The sequence below is a fragment of the Limnohabitans sp. 15K genome (genome assembly GCF_002778285.1).
Classification (GTDB): Bacteria; Pseudomonadota; Gammaproteobacteria; order Burkholderiales; family Burkholderiaceae_C; genus Limnohabitans_A.
Genome location: NZ_NESM01000005.1, coordinates 31,886 through 46,663, shown reverse-complemented (window position 1 = coordinate 46,663; position 14,778 = coordinate 31,886). Strand labels below are relative to the sequence as shown.

19 protein-coding genes are annotated in these 14,778 nt (G+C 56.5%); 12 read left to right on the top strand and 7 right to left on the bottom strand.

Annotated features, from left to right (window positions below; genetic code table 11):
* Nucleotides 1–20: 20 nt before the first annotated feature.
* From B9Z40_RS14855 to B9Z40_RS14825, 7 genes are read left to right on the top strand one after another with little or no spacing between them, the layout of a single operon-like run.
* The gene (locus tag B9Z40_RS14855; protein WP_100174151.1) at nucleotides 21–1,070 is read left to right on the top strand and encodes a nitronate monooxygenase family protein; all 1,050 of its coding nucleotides are present in this window, start codon (nucleotides 21–23) and stop codon (nucleotides 1,068–1,070) included.
* Between the two features lie 28 nt (nucleotides 1,071–1,098).
* Entirely contained in the window at nucleotides 1,099–2,484 is a 1,386-nt protein-coding gene (gene radA / locus B9Z40_RS14850) for a DNA repair protein RadA (protein WP_100174150.1), read from the top strand.
* 31 nt (nucleotides 2,485–2,515) lie between these two features.
* Complete coding sequence (locus B9Z40_RS14845) at nucleotides 2,516–2,917, top strand: glycerate kinase (RefSeq protein WP_100174149.1); 402 nt, start codon at nucleotides 2,516–2,518, stop codon at nucleotides 2,915–2,917.
* 47 nt (nucleotides 2,918–2,964) lie between these two features.
* Nucleotides 2,965–3,915 (top strand): branched-chain amino acid transaminase, encoded by a 951-nt coding sequence (locus B9Z40_RS14840; RefSeq protein WP_100174148.1) that lies wholly within the window; start codon nucleotides 2,965–2,967, stop codon nucleotides 3,913–3,915.
* Between the two features lie 11 nt (nucleotides 3,916–3,926).
* Nucleotides 3,927–4,133: a zinc-finger domain-containing protein gene (locus tag B9Z40_RS14835; protein WP_100174147.1), complete on the top strand. Its 207-nt coding sequence runs from the start codon at nucleotides 3,927–3,929 to the stop codon at nucleotides 4,131–4,133.
* Nucleotides 4,134–4,185: 52 nt separating this feature from the next.
* Nucleotides 4,186–4,977, top strand: a complete 792-nt coding sequence (locus B9Z40_RS14830) for a glycosyltransferase family 2 protein (RefSeq protein WP_100174146.1) — start codon at nucleotides 4,186–4,188, stop codon at nucleotides 4,975–4,977.
* A 53-nt stretch (nucleotides 4,978–5,030) separates the two neighbouring features.
* Nucleotides 5,031–5,726 (top strand): glycosyltransferase, encoded by a 696-nt coding sequence (locus B9Z40_RS14825; protein WP_100174145.1) that lies wholly within the window; start codon nucleotides 5,031–5,033, stop codon nucleotides 5,724–5,726.
* A 60-nt stretch (nucleotides 5,727–5,786) separates the two neighbouring features.
* Here B9Z40_RS14825 and B9Z40_RS14820 read toward each other — a convergent pair whose 3' ends face one another.
* Entirely contained in the window at nucleotides 5,787–6,569 is a 783-nt protein-coding gene (locus B9Z40_RS14820; protein ID WP_143473997.1) for a glycosyltransferase family 25 protein, read from the bottom strand.
* Nucleotides 6,570–6,690: 121 nt separating this feature from the next.
* Here B9Z40_RS14820 and B9Z40_RS14815 point away from each other — a divergent pair, with 121 nt between their 5' ends.
* Nucleotides 6,691–8,031: an O-antigen ligase gene (locus B9Z40_RS14815; RefSeq protein ID WP_100174143.1), complete on the top strand. Its 1,341-nt coding sequence runs from the start codon at nucleotides 6,691–6,693 to the stop codon at nucleotides 8,029–8,031.
* Here the strand turns inward: B9Z40_RS14815 and B9Z40_RS14810 are convergent.
* A complete protein-coding gene (locus B9Z40_RS14810) occupies nucleotides 7,946–9,304 on the bottom strand; it encodes an MFS transporter (RefSeq protein WP_100174142.1) in 1,359 nt (452 codons plus the stop codon). The two genes, B9Z40_RS14815 and B9Z40_RS14810, sit on opposite strands and share 86 nt — an antisense overlap.
* 73 nt (nucleotides 9,305–9,377) lie before the next feature.
* Here B9Z40_RS14810 and B9Z40_RS14805 point away from each other — a divergent pair, with 73 nt between their 5' ends.
* Nucleotides 9,378–10,244, top strand: coding sequence for a M48 family metallopeptidase (locus B9Z40_RS14805; RefSeq protein WP_100174141.1), 867 nt, complete (start codon nucleotides 9,378–9,380; stop codon nucleotides 10,242–10,244).
* 55 nt (nucleotides 10,245–10,299) lie between these two features.
* On the opposite strand, the gene B9Z40_RS14800 is transcribed toward B9Z40_RS14805, so the two are convergent.
* The gene (locus B9Z40_RS14800) at nucleotides 10,300–10,941 is read right to left on the bottom strand and encodes an MBL fold metallo-hydrolase (protein ID WP_100174140.1); all 642 of its coding nucleotides are present in this window, start codon (nucleotides 10,939–10,941) and stop codon (nucleotides 10,300–10,302) included.
* A gap of 170 nt (nucleotides 10,942–11,111) precedes the next feature.
* Here B9Z40_RS14800 and B9Z40_RS14795 point away from each other — a divergent pair, with 170 nt between their 5' ends.
* A complete protein-coding gene (locus B9Z40_RS14795) occupies nucleotides 11,112–11,336 on the top strand; it encodes a glycine zipper 2TM domain-containing protein (protein ID WP_100174139.1) in 225 nt (74 codons plus the stop codon).
* 9 nt (nucleotides 11,337–11,345) lie between these two features.
* Nucleotides 11,346–11,492 (top strand): lmo0937 family membrane protein, encoded by a 147-nt coding sequence (locus B9Z40_RS17175; RefSeq protein WP_143473995.1) that lies wholly within the window; start codon nucleotides 11,346–11,348, stop codon nucleotides 11,490–11,492.
* Nucleotides 11,493–11,560: 68 nt separating this feature from the next.
* On the opposite strand, the gene B9Z40_RS14790 is transcribed toward B9Z40_RS17175, so the two are convergent.
* The 4 genes from B9Z40_RS14790 to B9Z40_RS14780 form a co-directional block, all read right to left on the bottom strand.
* Nucleotides 11,561–12,751: an OmpA family protein gene (locus tag B9Z40_RS14790; protein ID WP_100174138.1), complete on the bottom strand. Its 1,191-nt coding sequence runs from the start codon at nucleotides 12,749–12,751 to the stop codon at nucleotides 11,561–11,563.
* A gap of 88 nt (nucleotides 12,752–12,839) precedes the next feature.
* Nucleotides 12,840–12,992 carry a hypothetical protein gene (locus B9Z40_RS17245; protein WP_158238107.1) on the bottom strand — a complete coding sequence of 51 codons (153 nt, stop codon included), beginning with the start codon at nucleotides 12,990–12,992 and terminating at the stop codon, nucleotides 12,840–12,842.
* Nucleotides 12,989–13,372, bottom strand: a complete 384-nt coding sequence (locus B9Z40_RS14785; RefSeq protein WP_100174137.1) for a hypothetical protein — start codon at nucleotides 13,370–13,372, stop codon at nucleotides 12,989–12,991. Before B9Z40_RS14785 ends, B9Z40_RS17245 begins: the two co-directional genes overlap by 4 nt.
* Nucleotides 13,372–13,698, bottom strand: coding sequence for a hypothetical protein (locus B9Z40_RS14780; RefSeq protein ID WP_100174136.1), 327 nt, complete (start codon nucleotides 13,696–13,698; stop codon nucleotides 13,372–13,374). Before B9Z40_RS14780 ends, B9Z40_RS14785 begins: the two co-directional genes overlap by 1 nt.
* 335 nt (nucleotides 13,699–14,033) lie before the next feature.
* Between B9Z40_RS14780 and B9Z40_RS14775 the strand changes: the two genes are divergently transcribed.
* Nucleotides 14,034–14,753: a Crp/Fnr family transcriptional regulator gene (locus B9Z40_RS14775; protein ID WP_100174135.1), complete on the top strand. Its 720-nt coding sequence runs from the start codon at nucleotides 14,034–14,036 to the stop codon at nucleotides 14,751–14,753.
* The last annotated feature ends 25 nt before the right edge of the window (nucleotides 14,754–14,778 follow it).

Genomic DNA, 14,778 nt, shown 5'->3' with positions numbered 1-14,778 from the left:
CTGTCAAAATAGCCAGCACCATGACCCCACAAATACTGCCACCCGATCTGCTGCCGGCCATCGTTCAAGCCCCCATGGCCGGGGCCAACAACCACCGTTTGGCTGCCGCAGTCTGTGAAGCCGGCGGTCTGGGCTCGTTGCCAGCGGCCATGTTGAGCCCTGCCGACCTGCACAGCGAACTGCAGGAGCTGCAGCACGCCACGCAGCGCCCTTACAACGTCAACTTCTTTTGCCACACCCCGCCCACGCCAGATGCGCAAGCTCAGGCTGACTGGCAAGCCACGTTGACACCGTATTACCAAGCCATGGGGCTTACGCCCAATACGGCCAGCAGTGGCGCGGCGCGTGTGCCCTTCAACCACACGGCAGCCGATGTGCTGGAAGCCTTTCGGCCAGCCGTGGTGAGCTTTCACTTTGGTCTGCCTGCGGCTGATTTGCTTGCACGCGTCAAAAGCTGGGGCAGTTTGGTGCTGTCATCGGCCACCACTGTGGGCGAAGCACTGTGGCTGCAGGCCCATGGCGCGGACGCCATCATTGCGCAAGGTCTAGAAGCCGGTGGGCACCGGGGCATGTTTTTGAGCGAGGACCTGAGCACCCAAATTGGCACCTTAGCCCTGCTGCCGCAAATCGTGCAAGCGGTGAATGTGCCGGTGATTGCAGCAGGTGGCATCGCCACCCCAGCAGGTGTTGCAGCCGCCAAAGCGCTGGGCGCAGCGGCCGTACAAATCGGCACCGCTTACCTGTGTAGCCACGAGGCCACCACCAGCGCCTTGCACCGAAACGCCCTGCAGTCCAATGCGGCGCAACACACGGCGCTGACCAACCTGTTCACGGGCCGTCCGGCAAGGGGCATTGTGAACCGCGTGATGCGCGAGTTGGGAGCGATGCACCCGCAGGCACCGGCATTTCCATTGGCCACCGCCGACATGGCCCCACTGCGCGCGGCGGCAGAAGCCCAAGGCAACAGCGACTTCACGCCGCTGTGGGCAGGCCAAAACACCAGCGGCTGCCGCACCGCTGCGGCAGCCGACATCACCCACGATTTTCTGAAGGCTTGGCTCGCGGCTTGAGCCTCTGCGTGAGGCACACTTGCGTCCTATGGCCAAAGACAAATCCATTTTTACCTGCACCGAATGCGGCGGCACCAGCGCCCGCTGGATGGGCAAATGCCCCAGCTGTAACGCCTGGAACACCCTGATCGAAGCCTCGGCCGAGCCAGCGGGCGGCAAAAACCGCTTTGGCTCGGTGCACGCATCGCTGGCCCCCACCTCCGAGGTGTTGCCACTCTCACAGATTGAAGCGGCCGACTTTGAGCGCCACCCCACCGGCATCGACGAACTCGACCGGGTGCTGGGCGGCGGCATGGTCGAAGGCGGTGTGGTGCTGATCGGTGGTGACCCCGGCATCGGCAAATCCACCTTGCTGCTGCAAGCGGTGGACGCGCTGCAACGCAGTGGCATGAACACCTTGTATGTGACGGGCGAAGAAAGTGGCGCGCAAGTGGCCATGCGCTCGCGCAGGCTGGGCCTGCCGGACTCGCAGGTGCCAGTGCTGCCGGAAATTCAGCTTGAAAAGATCTTGCACACCCTGCAATCGCGCCAACCGGGCATCGCCATCATCGACTCGATCCAGACGGTGTATTCGGACCAGTTGACCAGCGCCCCGGGTTCGGTAGCGCAAGTGCGCGAATGCGCGGCGCACCTGACGCGCACCGCCAAATCCACCGGCACCACCATCGTGCTGGTCGGCCACGTCACCAAAGAAGGCGCGCTCGCTGGACCCCGCGTGCTCGAGCACATGGTGGACACGGTGCTGTACTTTGAAGGCGACACGCATTCGAACTTCCGCCTGATCCGCGCCATCAAGAACCGCTTTGGTGCCGTCAACGAGATTGGCGTGTTCGCCATGACCGAAAAAGGCCTGAAAGGGGTGAGCAACCCCAGCGCCATCTTTTTGAGCCAGCACAGCGAACCGGTGCCTGGCAGCTGCGTGATGGTCACGCTCGAAGGGACACGCCCGTTGCTGGTGGAGATTCAGGCATTGGTGGACAGCGGTGGTCCCAGCCCCCGCCGCCTGTCGGTGGGCCTGGACCGAGACCGCTTGGCCATGCTGCTGGCTGTGTTGCACCGCCATGCGGGCGTGGCCTGCATGGACCAAGACGTGTTTGTGAACGCGGTGGGTGGTGTGCGCATCAGCGAGCCGGCAGCCGACTTGGCGGTGATGCTGGCGATCACCAGCAGCCTGCGCGGCAAAGCCTTGCCCAAGGGCTTCATCGCCTTTGGTGAAGTGGGTCTGGCTGGGGAAGTGCGACCAGCCCCGCGCGGACAAGATCGGCTGAAGGAAGCGGCCAAACTGGGCTTTAAGGTGGCGGTGGTGCCCAAAGCCAATGCCCCCAAGAAAAACGACAAGGCCTTTGAGGGCCTGACCATTTACCCGGTCGAACGCATTGAAGAGGCCATGCAAGTCGTGCGGGGACTGGACTGATCCCCGCTCAGTCAAGGCACAATCTGCCCCCATGAATTTCAACAAAATACTGGCTCCCTTGGTCATCGTGGGTTTCACCGTGGGTGCTTGGCAAGCATTTCAATGGGCGGGCATTGCCTTGGCAGTGGGCGGCGTGGTGATGTGGATCTTGCTGCATTTCACCCGCATGGTCACGATCTTGAAAAAAGCGGCCAACCGGCCCATTGGTCATGTCGCGAGCGCGGTGATGCTCAACGCCAAACTGCAAAAAGGCGCGACTTTGATGCATGTGATCGCCATGACACGGTCTCTGGGCGCGCTGTTGACCGAAAAAGACGCCCAGCCCGAGGTCTTTACCTGGACAGACAGCAGCCAATCGGTGGTGACCTGCACCTTTGTCGGCGGCAAGTTGACCGAGTGGGCGTTGGTTCGCCCCGAAGAGCCAAACCCTTAAAATCACCTCAGACCCTGTTTATTGCAGCCATTTCAAAGGACACTTTCATGAGCGTTGTCATCCCCTCCATGTCTGACCGCGACGGCAAAATCTGGATGGACGGCCAGATGATCGATTGGCGCGATGCCAAGATCCACGTACTGAGCCACACCCTGCACTATGGCTGCGGCGCCTTTGAAGGCGTGCGCGCTTACAAAACCGAACAGGGCACCGCCATCTTCCGCCTGCAAGAGCACACCCAGCGCCTGTTCAACAGCGCCAAGATCTTGCGCATGGCGATCCCGTTCACGCAGGCGCAGGTCAACGAAGCTCAGCGCGATGTGGTGCGCGAGAACAAGCTCGAAAGTGGTTACATCCGTCCCCTGACCTGGATTGGTGACAAAAAACTGGGTGTCAGCCCCAAAGGCAACGACATCCACATCATGGTGGCCGCCTGGACGTGGGGCGCGTACCTGGGTGAAGAAGGCATGAAGCGCGGCATCCGCGTCAAGACCTCCAGCTACACCCGCCACCATGTCAACATCACCATGACACAAGCCAAGGCGGTGAGCAACTACACCAACTCGATCTTGGCCAACATGGAAGTGACCGACGAAGGTTACGACGAAGCCTTGTTGCTGGACACCTCGGGCTTTGTGTCCGAAGGCGCTGGCGAAAACATCTTCGTGGTCAAAGACGGCGTGATCTACACCCCCGACTTGTCGGCAGGCGCCTTGAACGGCATCACCCGCAACACGGTGTTCCACATTGCCAAAGACTTGGGTCTGGAGATCGTGCAAAAGCGCATCACCCGCGACGAGGTTTACATTGCGGACGAAGCCTTCTTCACCGGCACCGCCGCTGAAGTCACGCCGATTCGCGAACTCGACCGCATCGAGCTGGGTAAAGAGGGTTATGTGGGCAGCCGCGGCCCCATCACCGAGAAAATTCAATCCGCGTTCTTTGACATCGTCAACGGTCGCAATCCCAAGTACGCCCACTGGCTGACCTTGGTCTGAGGAACACAAGCATGAGCACACAAGCCGTTGAACTGTTGGCCACCGACCTGAACCCTCAGGGCGGCGTGTTTTGCCCCAGCCCCAAAGCCGACATGAAACTCTGGAACAGCCACCCCAAGGTGTATCTGGACGTGGCCAAGAGTGGCCAAGCCAAGTGTCCTTATTGCGGCACGCTCTACAAACTCAAAGCAGGTGAGGTGGTGGGTCACCACCACTGAAATCCACGGGCCCGGCAACGGGCCCGTTGCTTTTCAATCCTTGCTAACACCCATGAACATCTCCGCCAGCCGTCAAAGTCTCTGCATTGGCATCCTCACGCTCAATGAAGAAAAACGGATTGCTCAGTGCATCCAAAGCGCACGTTTTGCAGACCAAATCCTGGTCATTGACAGTGGCAGCCAAGACCAAACCCAAGCGCTTGCCCGAGCGGCCGGCGCCGAGGTGCACAACTACCCTGACTGGCAAGGCTTTGGCGAGCAACGCAACCGCATGCTTGGGCATTGCCGTTGTGATGTCATCTTTTTCCTGGACGCGGACGAAGAAATAACGCCGGCACTCGAAAAGGAAATCCAGCAAGCAGTGCAGGCTGGCGACGATGTGATTTGGGAAGTGATGTGGGATCAGGTGGCCTATGGCCGGGCGCTGAGCCATATGAAAACAACCGGTGGTGTGCAGCGCATGTTTCGAAGTGCCAGCATCGACCGTTTTGAAGGGGTGGTGCACGAGGGGGCCCGCATGAAGGCAGGTAAATTACCTGTGCGCACGTTCAAAGCGCGTTTGTTGCACCATTCCCGCGAAACCATTTACGGCAGCATTCAGAAGTTGGCGCAGTACGCGCAACTGGGTGCGGCCAAACGGGCTCAAAAAGGCAAGACTGGCGGCATCCTGCGCGGCTTCGCTTCGGGACTTGCCAGCTTCATTCAACTTTACATTTTCAGACGCGGCTTTTTGTGCGGACCTGAGGGCTTTCTTTACTGCCTTTTTGTGGCGCTGGAGGCTTTCTTCCGATACGCCATGCTGCGCTATGACCGCGAGCACCTGAACAAAATCGTCAAGCGCTGAAACCGCGCTGGTCTGCGGCACCTTCGCAAGTTGATGAAAAATAAAGACACATCATGGAACTCGTCACCTTGTGCTTGACCATCGGGAAGCGTCCTGATCTGTTGAAAAGAACTTTAGACAGTCTGCTATGCACTGTTGAGTTCAAGCAGATCGTTGCGATCAACGATTTTCGGGATGAAGCCACGAATGAGATGTTCAAACATCTTTGTCCCAATGGACAACTGATTAGTCTCGATCACCAACTGGGACACCACAAAGCGGTGGACCACATGTACCGGTCCATCGCCACGCCCTACGTCTTCCACTGCGAAGATGACTGGCTATTCGACCCGTCGATTGACTTGAACAGCGCCATGCAATTGCTTGAAGCCGATGCGCGTGTGAGCCAAGTGTGTTTTCGCAAAGTGGCTGACTTTCACCTGCCAGAAGACGCACGCTCGCTGGTTTTGGCATGCGAAGAAAATGGGCACCACTACGCTCGCTTGGACAGTTTGCATCCCCAATGGCATGGCTATACATTCAACCCCCACTTGGCCAAGCTGGATCTTTGGAAACAGCTGGGTGGGTTTTCACAATTCAAAAAAGAACGGCATATTTCAAGACACCTTCGATCAAAAGGTGGCTTCACGGCCTACACGAATCCGGGCTCCTGCGAACACATTGGCGAGCTCCAAAGTGTCAGCCCGAGCGCACTCAACCCGACAGGTTTGAAGTTGTGGCGAAAAAAACTCAAGCAGTTTTTCTTGTAAACCCCTTTGAAATTCTCTGTGTGGCCATTGAACGCAACTGCAAGGCTTTGGCCTCGTCCGTCAACCTAAAGGCAGCCACTGAGTTAATTTCAATTTCAGCAATCTGATGGAGCGATAAGCCAACCTAGAGAGCTCAAGAGCGAGCCTGAATGGAACGACGGTGATGTATGTTTTAAATCCTTTGATCTTGATCCGATTTAAATCCTGCTGAATTTGTGTATCGAAGTCACTTTCCTGATTGATGGGCATAGGGAAAATACCCAAAGTCTTGAACCCTAAAAACCACTCTAGATCAAAAGCGATATCCCAAGCCAGTCGCATCGGTAACAAATGCTTGATCATCTGCGCCGCCGCTTGACGGTCGACCAAATAGCCGCCCGCACCCTTCTCCCTACTCAAACAAATGGCCAGGTTTGAATGGTTCGTAAGGCCTCTAACCGACCACCACTTTCCATGATTGACGGTGCTGAGTCTGAGCATGTTCCAATCGGCTCGAAATCTCAGGGCATCCGTGATCAAGGACTCCAATCCGTCGTTCAAAGTGACGTCATCCTCGAGAATCAACGCATAATCTGCGTCCGATTTCATAAATTTTTTCAGGCACGCTATGTGACTCAGGTAACAGCCCAGTTCTCGAGGTGCCCACCCCCTGCCGTGCAGATATTTGTACGACCAATCAGAAAATTCTGAATGCGGCTGCAGCAACTCTGCCCCGACAACACCAGCCTGCCTGATAAAGGGGATGCTCAAGCGATCTAGTTGTGATTTCATGTGCACCATTCGATCTGGGGCACTGTCCATATTGATGACGTATGTAGAAATTTTGAAATCGTTATTTTTCACAGCTTAGCTTCGTAAAGACCAAGGAATAGACGTAACGAGGAATGGCTGAGAATCAAATCGATGCTTGACCGTCAACAGTGTCGAGTCGTTGGGTAGTATCTGTTTCAATGGTACGCAACGCATGGCCAAAGCACTTTATCAAATGAACATGTCTATTTTCCGAAAAGTCATGGCGACCTTGCTGATTTTTTCTTTGGCATTTGCTTCCGTACACAGCAAAGCTATGGGTCTGGCTTGGGTCGCCATCGTTTTGACCGCTCTGGGATTAGGCTCCTTTTACTTCAGCCAGACACGCAATAAAGCAGCGTCTATCTGGGCTTGTGCTTGGCTGAAAGTCACCTGTGCTGTGCTGTTGCTCAAAACCATCCCCATGCTTTATTGGGCAGATCCATGGGCTGCACGCCATGGCGAGTTACGGCTCATTTTGGGGGCGCTTGGCATTTATATCATCGCAAGAAGTGGCCTATTCAATGAGATGCGTTTCCGCTTAAAAATTGGATACGTCCTGACTTGGAGCAGTGTCATTGGTTTGATTTGGGTCATTGTCTATGGCAGAGGTGGCTTACCTTCACACCCCATACCTTGGGCTGCGAGCATGGCCATGGTCAGCGCATTGTTACTGGCTATGGCGCTGAAGTCAGATGCAGGCTTGATGCATCGTCGCATCTGGTTCACGGGCGGCATTTGCGCTGTTCTTGCCGTTCTAACCAGCCAAAGTCGTGGTGCTTTCGGGATCGTGGTTTGGTGGTTGTTGGTTTGTGGTGTTGATCTCTATCGAAAATTCACCGCACAAACTGATTTCCAGGCCGCCGCTCTCAAAAGAATGCTGCGTCATTTTTTCATCGCCTTGTTAGCGCTGGTTTCTTTCTGCTGGGCACTCAGCTACACACCGATTGCTCAGCGTCCTCTGTCGTCCATACAAGCCGGAATTGATGAGTTGTTGATCTCTAGGGAATCCGCCATAAAGGGGGCAAACAGTTCAGTTGGCGCAAGAATTTTCATGTGGAAAAAAAGTATCCAAACCATCAAGGAATCGCCGTGGATAGGTCATGGCCAAACGGGTCGAAAGCAGCTGATATCAGACTGGGCCGAAGAAGCCGACTCCACGGAAATCCGAAGGTTAAGCCATGTTCACAATGAATTCTTGAACCAATGGATTGATCATGGGCTGTGGGGTTTGGCAAGTCAGTTGTGGCTTTTGATCGGCCTCATGTGGATTTGCCGTAAGCTTTACACGGCCAAGGAACACATGGCAGCGTTAGGCCTAAGTGGTATGGCATTTATTCACCTAACAGCCAGTCTGAGCAACGTCAATTTTGGGCATGACTACTACACAGCCTGTTTTTCTACGCTGGTTGGTTTATGTATCTTGATGATCAAGGCAAAGGAGTTTTGGCATGCACCCGCCCTGCCAACGCCACCAACACCAACACCGGCAAACCCAACCAAGCTGTGGCCGTAAAAAAGTTGGCATAGCCATGGGCATCCACAAAGTCGCCCGAAAAGCCTGCAATGAACTTGGGCAGCAGCAGCATCATGGAGCTGAGCAAGGCGTATTGCGTGGCCGAATAGCTGATGTTGGTCAACGACGACAAGTAGGCAATGAAGGCAGCTGAGGCGATGCCGCTGGCCAAGTTGTCGGCCGAGATGACCCAGACCAGGGCCTGCACGTCATGCCCCACGCCGCTGAGCCAGACAAACAGCAAATTGCTGGCCGCACTCAGCACCGCGCCCAGCATGAGCACGCGCATGACGCCCCATCGCGCGGACATCACCCCCCCCACGAAGGCTCCCACCAAAGTCATGATGACGCCATACACCTTGGTCACGCCGGCCACTTCGGTTTTGGTGAACCCCATGTCCACATAAAACGGGTTCGCCATGATGCCCATGACCACGTCACTGATGCGGTAAACGGCAATCAGGGCCAACAGCAGAACCGCCTGCCAGCGGTAACGCAACCAAAAATCGGCGAAGGGCTCGACGACCGCCTCCTTGAGCCACTCGGCCACATTGCGTGCGGGCTTGAAGGGTGCGGGCACCGGTTCGGGCGAGGCCATCACCACCAGCATGCCCGGCAACATGCTGAACGCCATGACCAGATAAGCCGCATGCCAGGCCGATTGGGCGTAGCCGGTCGCCTGCTCGCCTTGCGCCCAGGCCGCGATCCACAACACGCCTGCCCCAGCCCAGATCATGGCCAAGCGATAACCGGTTTGGTAACTGGCGGCCAAGGCGGCTTGGGCGTTGACCTCGGCCGACTCGATGCGGTAGGCGTCCAGTGCGATGTCCTGCGTGGCCGAAGCCACGGCCACGGCCAGCGCACAAGCCACCAAAGGGCCCAGCAATTGAGACGGGTCGTTCAGGGCCATGCCCACCAAACCACCGGCAATGACGAGTTGTGACAACAACAACCAACTGCGCCTGCGGCCCAACTGACGCGTAAGCACAGGAATGGGCATGCGGTCCACCAGGGGTGCCCACATCCACTTCACGCCATACGCCAAACCCACCCAGCTGAGGTAACCGATGGTGCTGCGGTCAATGCCCGCTTCGCGCAACCGGAAGCTGAGCGTCCCAAGCACCAGCAGCAAAGGCAAACCTGCAGCAAAGCCCAGCGCCAACATGCGCAGACTGGCCGGTTGCAAATACAGGCGCAGGGCTTCGCGCCAAGTGCGCACCGTGCTGGGTGCTTGCGTATCGGAAGGGCTGGAAGAGGTGGGGTGATGGGCCATACCGCCATTATCGAATGAGGATCGGTTGCCATTTCAGACTTGAAGTGCATCCATTCGATATCATTTGCCCACCATGTGTTTTATTTGCAAGCTCAAAACCCCTTCTGCCGAAACCAAGACAGGCAACGCTTCGCCGCCCCGATGGCAAGCAAGGCGCGCTTTCCTGTTGGCTGCAGGAGCGGCAACGGCAACGGGAGCGCTGGCCCAGGTGGACGTAGGTTCATCTTCCAGCTTGCGCAAGCTCGTGTCTGCCGAAACGATTGAAAATTCGGCTCGCCAACAGTATTCGCAAGTATTGTCCGAAGCCCGCTCAAAAGGTGCCTTGGCACCCGATGACCACCCGCAGCTGCAACGATTGCACGCCATTGCACAAAGACTCATTCCCCATGCAGCGCCTTGGAACCCCCGTTCGCGCGACTGGAAGTGGCAGGTGAACCTGATTGGCAGCAAACAAATCAACGCTTGGTGCATGCCCGGCGGCAAGATCGCTTTTTACACGGGCATCTTGGACCAGCTGAAACTGAACGACGACGAAGTCGCCATGATCATGGGGCACGAGATGGCCCATGCCCTGAGAGAGCATGCCCGGGAGCGATTGGCCAAAAGCCAAGCCACCAGCATTGGCCTGTCGATTGCGTCGCAACTCTTGGGCTTGGGGCAACTTGGGGACGTTGCCGCCAACTTGGGCACCCAACTGCTCACACTGAAATACAGCCGAGATGACGAAACCGAATCGGATTTGGTCGGGTTGGAGATCGCCGCCCGTGGTGGCTACAAACCCGAAGCAAGTGTGAGTTTGTGGCAAAAAATGCAAGCGGCCAGTGGCAATGGCAGCCCCTCGTTTTTATCGACCCACCCCAGCGGGGCCAACCGCATCGAAGAACTGCAAGCCAACCTGCCGAAGGTTCAACACTTGTACGAAAAATCGCGGCGAGGCTGAGCCGCTCAACAGCCGCTGTTGATGTCACACCCGGCTGGACCGAGCACCTAAGCTGTCAATTGTCGCGAACATAAGGATTGCTCTGCCGCTCACGACCGAAGCTGCTCTCGGGGCCATGGCCAGGAATGAACACCGTGTCATTGCCCATGGGCCACAAGCGTTGGGTGATGCTGGCGATCAAGTCGTCGTGGTTGCCTTGCGGAAAGTCGGTGCGGCCAATGCTGCCGGCAAACAGCACATCGCCCACAAACACCCGCTTGATCTCGGGTGAATAAAACACCACATGACCCGGCGTATGCCCTGGGCAGTGGCGCACCTGCAAAGTGTGTGCCCCCAGTGTCACGGTGTCTCCGTCGGCCAACCAACGCGTGGGGTGAAAAACCCGTGCTGGTGGAAAGCCATACGCAGCAGTAGCCTGCGGCAGTCCGTCAATCCAAAACTGATCTGCCGGATGCGGGCCGATGATGGGCAAACCACCCAACTGTTCAGCCAAGTCGGCCGTGCCTGAAGCGTGGTCCAAATGGCCATGGGTGATCCAGATTTGCTCGAGCTTCAGGCCGTGTTGACGCACAGCGTCCAAGATCAAATCCAAGTCACCGCCCGGGTCCACCACAGCAGCCTGATGGCTTTGGTCGTCCCAAACAAGCGAACAATTTTGCTGAAAGGGCGTGACAGGAATGGTTTGGTATTGAAGCATGTGCGAATTATAGAAAAGGCAGCAGCAAGCTCAGCCTCTGAACCGGATGTGTGCACTGCCTCACAGACCTCTGTGCGCATATCTTTTATCTTGATTCTTCTGTTCACGCGCGCGTCTTTGCTGGCGCACCGCTTGATCAGAGATTCATCCACAGCCATCAGGAGCCATTCATGAAAACATTTCACCCCTTGATCAGAACCACCTACACCGCCCTGCTCATGCTCGCCGGTCTGTCCATCACCGCTTGCGCAGGCATGACGCAGCAAGAAAAGAGCACCGCCATTGGTGCGGGAGTGGGTGCCATAGGCGGCGCCATCCTGACCGGTGGCAGCACAACAGGCACCTTGGGCGGCGCTGCAGTTGGCGGCGTCATCGGCCATGAAATCAAAAAATAGGCGGCCACCATGCTTGAAACACTGGCCGTCGTCTTGGTGCTGTTGTGGCTGTTGGGCCTGGTCTCGTCCTACACCATGGGCGGCTTGATCCACATCTTGCTGGTCGTGGCCATCGTGGTGATCTTGGTGCGTGTGATTCAAGGACGCCGCCTCTGAGCTTGGGCATACACCCACCATGAAAAAGGCCCGCACCTGGATCCAGGTGCGGGCCTTTTTGTGGGTGATCAACGTTGTTGTTGTGAACCCATCACTTCGACATCCACGCGGCGGTCTACGCGCAAACAAGTGATCAATGCTTGGCTGGCTTTCATGCCTTTGCAATCATTGGTTGAACTCTCAGGTTGCGCAGCGCCTACGCCCGTGGCGGTGACTTTGGCCGCAGACATGCCACCCACTTGGACCAGGTAATTGCGGACTGCCTCGGCACGGCGGGTCGACAACTTGTCGTTGTAGGCTTTGGCACCCAAACGGTCTGTGTGGCCTGTGACTTGAACCCTCTCCACATTCACATCTTTGAGCTCTGTGAGCAATTTGTCCAAAGCCTGCTTGCCATCGGCTTGCAAGCTGTCTTGGTCAAAGCCGAACAAGGAATCGGCCGCCAACTTCACTTTGACCCATGGTTTGGGTGCGGGTGTTGGCATCTGTGCCGGCACAGGTGCTGGCACAGGCGCTTGAGCCACGACGGGGGGAGCTTTGTAAACCGGCTCCGCAACAGGTGCGACGTAAGGGGTGTAAGCCGTCTTGACCACTGGCGATGAGCCGCCAAACCGGTAGACCAGTCCCAAAGAAATCAGATCCACGTTGGCACGTTGACCCACGGCATCGTTGACTCGGTAACGCTCCCCCTCTAGGCGCAGGGTCAGTGCAGGTGTGAACGCATATTGGGTGCCAAATCCGTACTTGTAGTTGGTTTCGCGCTTGTTGGTTTCGGTATTGGCGATCGCGCCGACACCCGTGCCGCTGAAGCTGCCTTTGGTTTGTGCATAAGCAGCGCCGACACGGCCCAGCAAAGACCAGCTGTCGGTGATCGGCAAAGTGCCCACGATGTCCAGATTCAAGCCTTTGATGCGGGAAGAACCTGTCAAGGTGCCCGCAGGAGAGGTGGTGGCGTCAAAGCCAAATCGGCCCAAATCGAAGTAACCGGTTTCCACGGCCCAGTTTGAATTCATGGGGAAACCGATAAACGCTTTGTAGCCTGTTTCTTTTTGGTCAGATGTCACGGCATTCACCGTTGCGCCTGAACCCAACAAGTTCTGCGCAATCCGTGGATTGTCCAGTTGCGCTTTCGACTCGCCGGCATTGATGCCCATGTACATGCCCGTGTTCATGGCGGGTTCTTGTGCGTGTAATCCTGCGCTGGCCAATGCGGCCAATGCCAGCAAGCTTGAGCGCGCGTTGAGTTTCGATAATGTCATTTCATAAGCTCCAAAAAAGGCAAATTGCCTGTGTCAAAAAAAGTAAACCAGAAGCACGGGCTTCGGGGAAAACGGCCCAACAAATCGGTCAAGACCGCTTGGAAGGTGCTGAAGACTTGGCAGCGGATTTTTCTTTCAACAAACGTTGAACCAAAATCAACCACACCGGGTCACGCAGCGCCTCCACCAGCAAAGCCCGAGAGAGCGCTAAACGCTGTTTGGCGTTCAGATCGCTGCTCATGTGGACTGCGCTTGTTGGATGGCCAACATATCCAATTGGATTTGTGCCTGAAAGTTGCTGAAGATGGGCTCCAACCGCAAGCTGCGTGCCCACCACCAACAAAGCGCGCTGAGGAAAAAAAGCCCCAAAGGCAAGGCTGGCAACATCCAAACATAGGGCGCGTCTTGAAGCGGAAAGGCGCTGAACAGCAGCAGCGCCACACCCCCCAAAATGAGTCCCAGAAAACAAGTCAGAGCGCTGAGCACATACAACAAGCAACGGTTTTTGAGCGTGCACAGATAGCTGGCACCCACCTCTCTGGCCAAATCTGCATAGCCTTGCGCGTGCGACCTGAGCAACTCAGGCGGCAGCAGCAAAAGTTTCAGCAGCAGCGTGGACATCACTGTTGGCGCGAACGCATCAACCAACACACACCCAAAGCCGCTGCGGCACCCACACCTGCAGCCATCAACACCGAGTTCAAGGGTGCGTGTTGGATGTAATGCTCCGTGGTGACGCGTACATGCTGCGCTTCTTTTTCCAGTTTGCGCTTGGCTTCTGCGTACGCTTCCTTGCCGGTGTCGCCCAAGCTGTTCAGCTCGTCCTGCACGAGGTGGCTCACGCGGCTCATGGCAGGCCGGGCTTCGTCCATCGCCTCGTTCACCTTGCTGGAGACGCTGGCGCCCATGGATGAGATTTTTTCGTGGGTGGTTTTAGGATCTGACATAAAAGCCTTTTCGTTCAATAGAGTCGATGAGGCTTTCACTTTAGAAGTTGCAAGGCGTGGCGTCTGTGGTCTGGCACACCGTTCACAACCACGCAGGAGCCGATGGCTCGTCACACTCATTTCAGATTCGATGCAAGAGTCCGTATGAAATGCGAGTCTTCATGTCAGAGATCAAACAAGGACGCGTGAAGAGGTTCATGATGGGCCAACCATTGCGGCTATTTATCTTTGAGCAAGCTGCCGCACCGGTGCTTTGGAACGGACTCTATGCAAGAAGAAGACGCCATGGGGCTCCACAAGGACCTCGGCTTGACCTTCACGTTGATCGCTTGCGAATGATCACCACAAAGCCGCGTTCCGACAACCAATTGCTGGCATGTCTGCCGCTCGACGTATGGCAACGTATGGAGCCGCTCATGAAGGAAATGGCACTGCCCGCTGGCAAGTCGCTTTACGAATCTGGCTCGCACTTTGACCACGTCTACTTTCCCTTGAGCGGTTTGGTGGCTCTGCACAGCCAAGTCGAAAACGGCGACTCTTCGGTGCTGTCGCTTGTAGGGCGCGAGGGCCTCATTGGGGTCTCTAGCTTCATGGGGGGGCTGTCGACCACGAGCAACGCCACCGTTTTTTCTGATGGCGTTTTTTTGCGCATACGCAGCGCAGATTTGCTGCAGGAATTTGAACACTCGATGCCACTTTTGCACTTGTTGCTGCGGTACACACAAGCGCTCATCACACAAATGGCACAAACCTCGGTGTGCAACCGACACCACAGCGTCGAAGACGCTTTCAGCCGATTCTTGCTGCTGGCCTTAGACAGGTCTACGGGCCATGAACTGCTGTTGACCCATGAAAGGGTCGCCAACCTGCTGGGCGTTCGCAGAGAGGGCGTGAGCGAAGCGGCCATGCGACTGCAAAAGCAAGGGTTGATTCAATATTCGCGGGGTCGAATCCAAGTATTGGATCGCGAGGGCATGCAAGCGGGTACTTGCGAGTGCTACAGGGTCATCAAAACGGAATACGACCGTTTGTTACCCTTGAAGTGGGCCGTTTGAACGCGCGCCACCCGATGACCCCAAT

Bases quoted from the DNA above. Each gene is read 5' to 3' on its own strand.
- B9Z40_RS14835 (WP_100174147.1), top strand. From the start codon at position 3,927: ATGAGCACACAAGCCGTTGAACTGTTGGCCACCGACCTGAACCCTCAG.
- B9Z40_RS14855 (WP_100174151.1), top strand. From the start codon at position 21: ATGACCCCACAAATACTGCCACCCGATCTGCTGCCGGCCATCGTTCAA.
- B9Z40_RS14825 (WP_100174145.1), top strand. From the start codon at position 5,031: ATGGAACTCGTCACCTTGTGCTTGACCATCGGGAAGCGTCCTGATCTG.
- B9Z40_RS17175 (WP_143473995.1), top strand. From the start codon at position 11,346: ATGCTTGAAACACTGGCCGTCGTCTTGGTGCTGTTGTGGCTGTTGGGC.
- B9Z40_RS14810 (WP_100174142.1), bottom strand. From the start codon at position 9,304: ATGGCCCATCACCCCACCTCTTCCAGCCCTTCCGATACGCAAGCACCC.
- B9Z40_RS17245 (WP_158238107.1), bottom strand. From the start codon at position 12,992: ATGAGCAGCGATCTGAACGCCAAACAGCGTTTAGCGCTCTCTCGGGCT.
- B9Z40_RS14840 (WP_100174148.1), top strand. From the start codon at position 2,965: ATGAGCGTTGTCATCCCCTCCATGTCTGACCGCGACGGCAAAATCTGG.
- B9Z40_RS14805 (WP_100174141.1), top strand. From the start codon at position 9,378: ATGTGTTTTATTTGCAAGCTCAAAACCCCTTCTGCCGAAACCAAGACA.
- B9Z40_RS14780 (WP_100174136.1), bottom strand. From the start codon at position 13,698: ATGTCAGATCCTAAAACCACCCACGAAAAAATCTCATCCATGGGCGCC.
- B9Z40_RS14845 (WP_100174149.1), top strand. From the start codon at position 2,516: ATGAATTTCAACAAAATACTGGCTCCCTTGGTCATCGTGGGTTTCACC.
- B9Z40_RS14830 (WP_100174146.1), top strand. From the start codon at position 4,186: ATGAACATCTCCGCCAGCCGTCAAAGTCTCTGCATTGGCATCCTCACG.
- B9Z40_RS14795 (WP_100174139.1), top strand. From the start codon at position 11,112: ATGAAAACATTTCACCCCTTGATCAGAACCACCTACACCGCCCTGCTC.
- radA (WP_100174150.1), top strand. From the start codon at position 1,099: ATGGCCAAAGACAAATCCATTTTTACCTGCACCGAATGCGGCGGCACC.
- B9Z40_RS14790 (WP_100174138.1), bottom strand. From the start codon at position 12,751: ATGACATTATCGAAACTCAACGCGCGCTCAAGCTTGCTGGCATTGGCC.
- B9Z40_RS14785 (WP_100174137.1), bottom strand. From the start codon at position 13,372: ATGTCCACGCTGCTGCTGAAACTTTTGCTGCTGCCGCCTGAGTTGCTC.
- B9Z40_RS14775 (WP_100174135.1), top strand. From the start codon at position 14,034: ATGATCACCACAAAGCCGCGTTCCGACAACCAATTGCTGGCATGTCTG.
- B9Z40_RS14815 (WP_100174143.1), top strand. From the start codon at position 6,691: ATGGCCAAAGCACTTTATCAAATGAACATGTCTATTTTCCGAAAAGTC.
- B9Z40_RS14800 (WP_100174140.1), bottom strand. From the start codon at position 10,941: ATGCTTCAATACCAAACCATTCCTGTCACGCCCTTTCAGCAAAATTGT.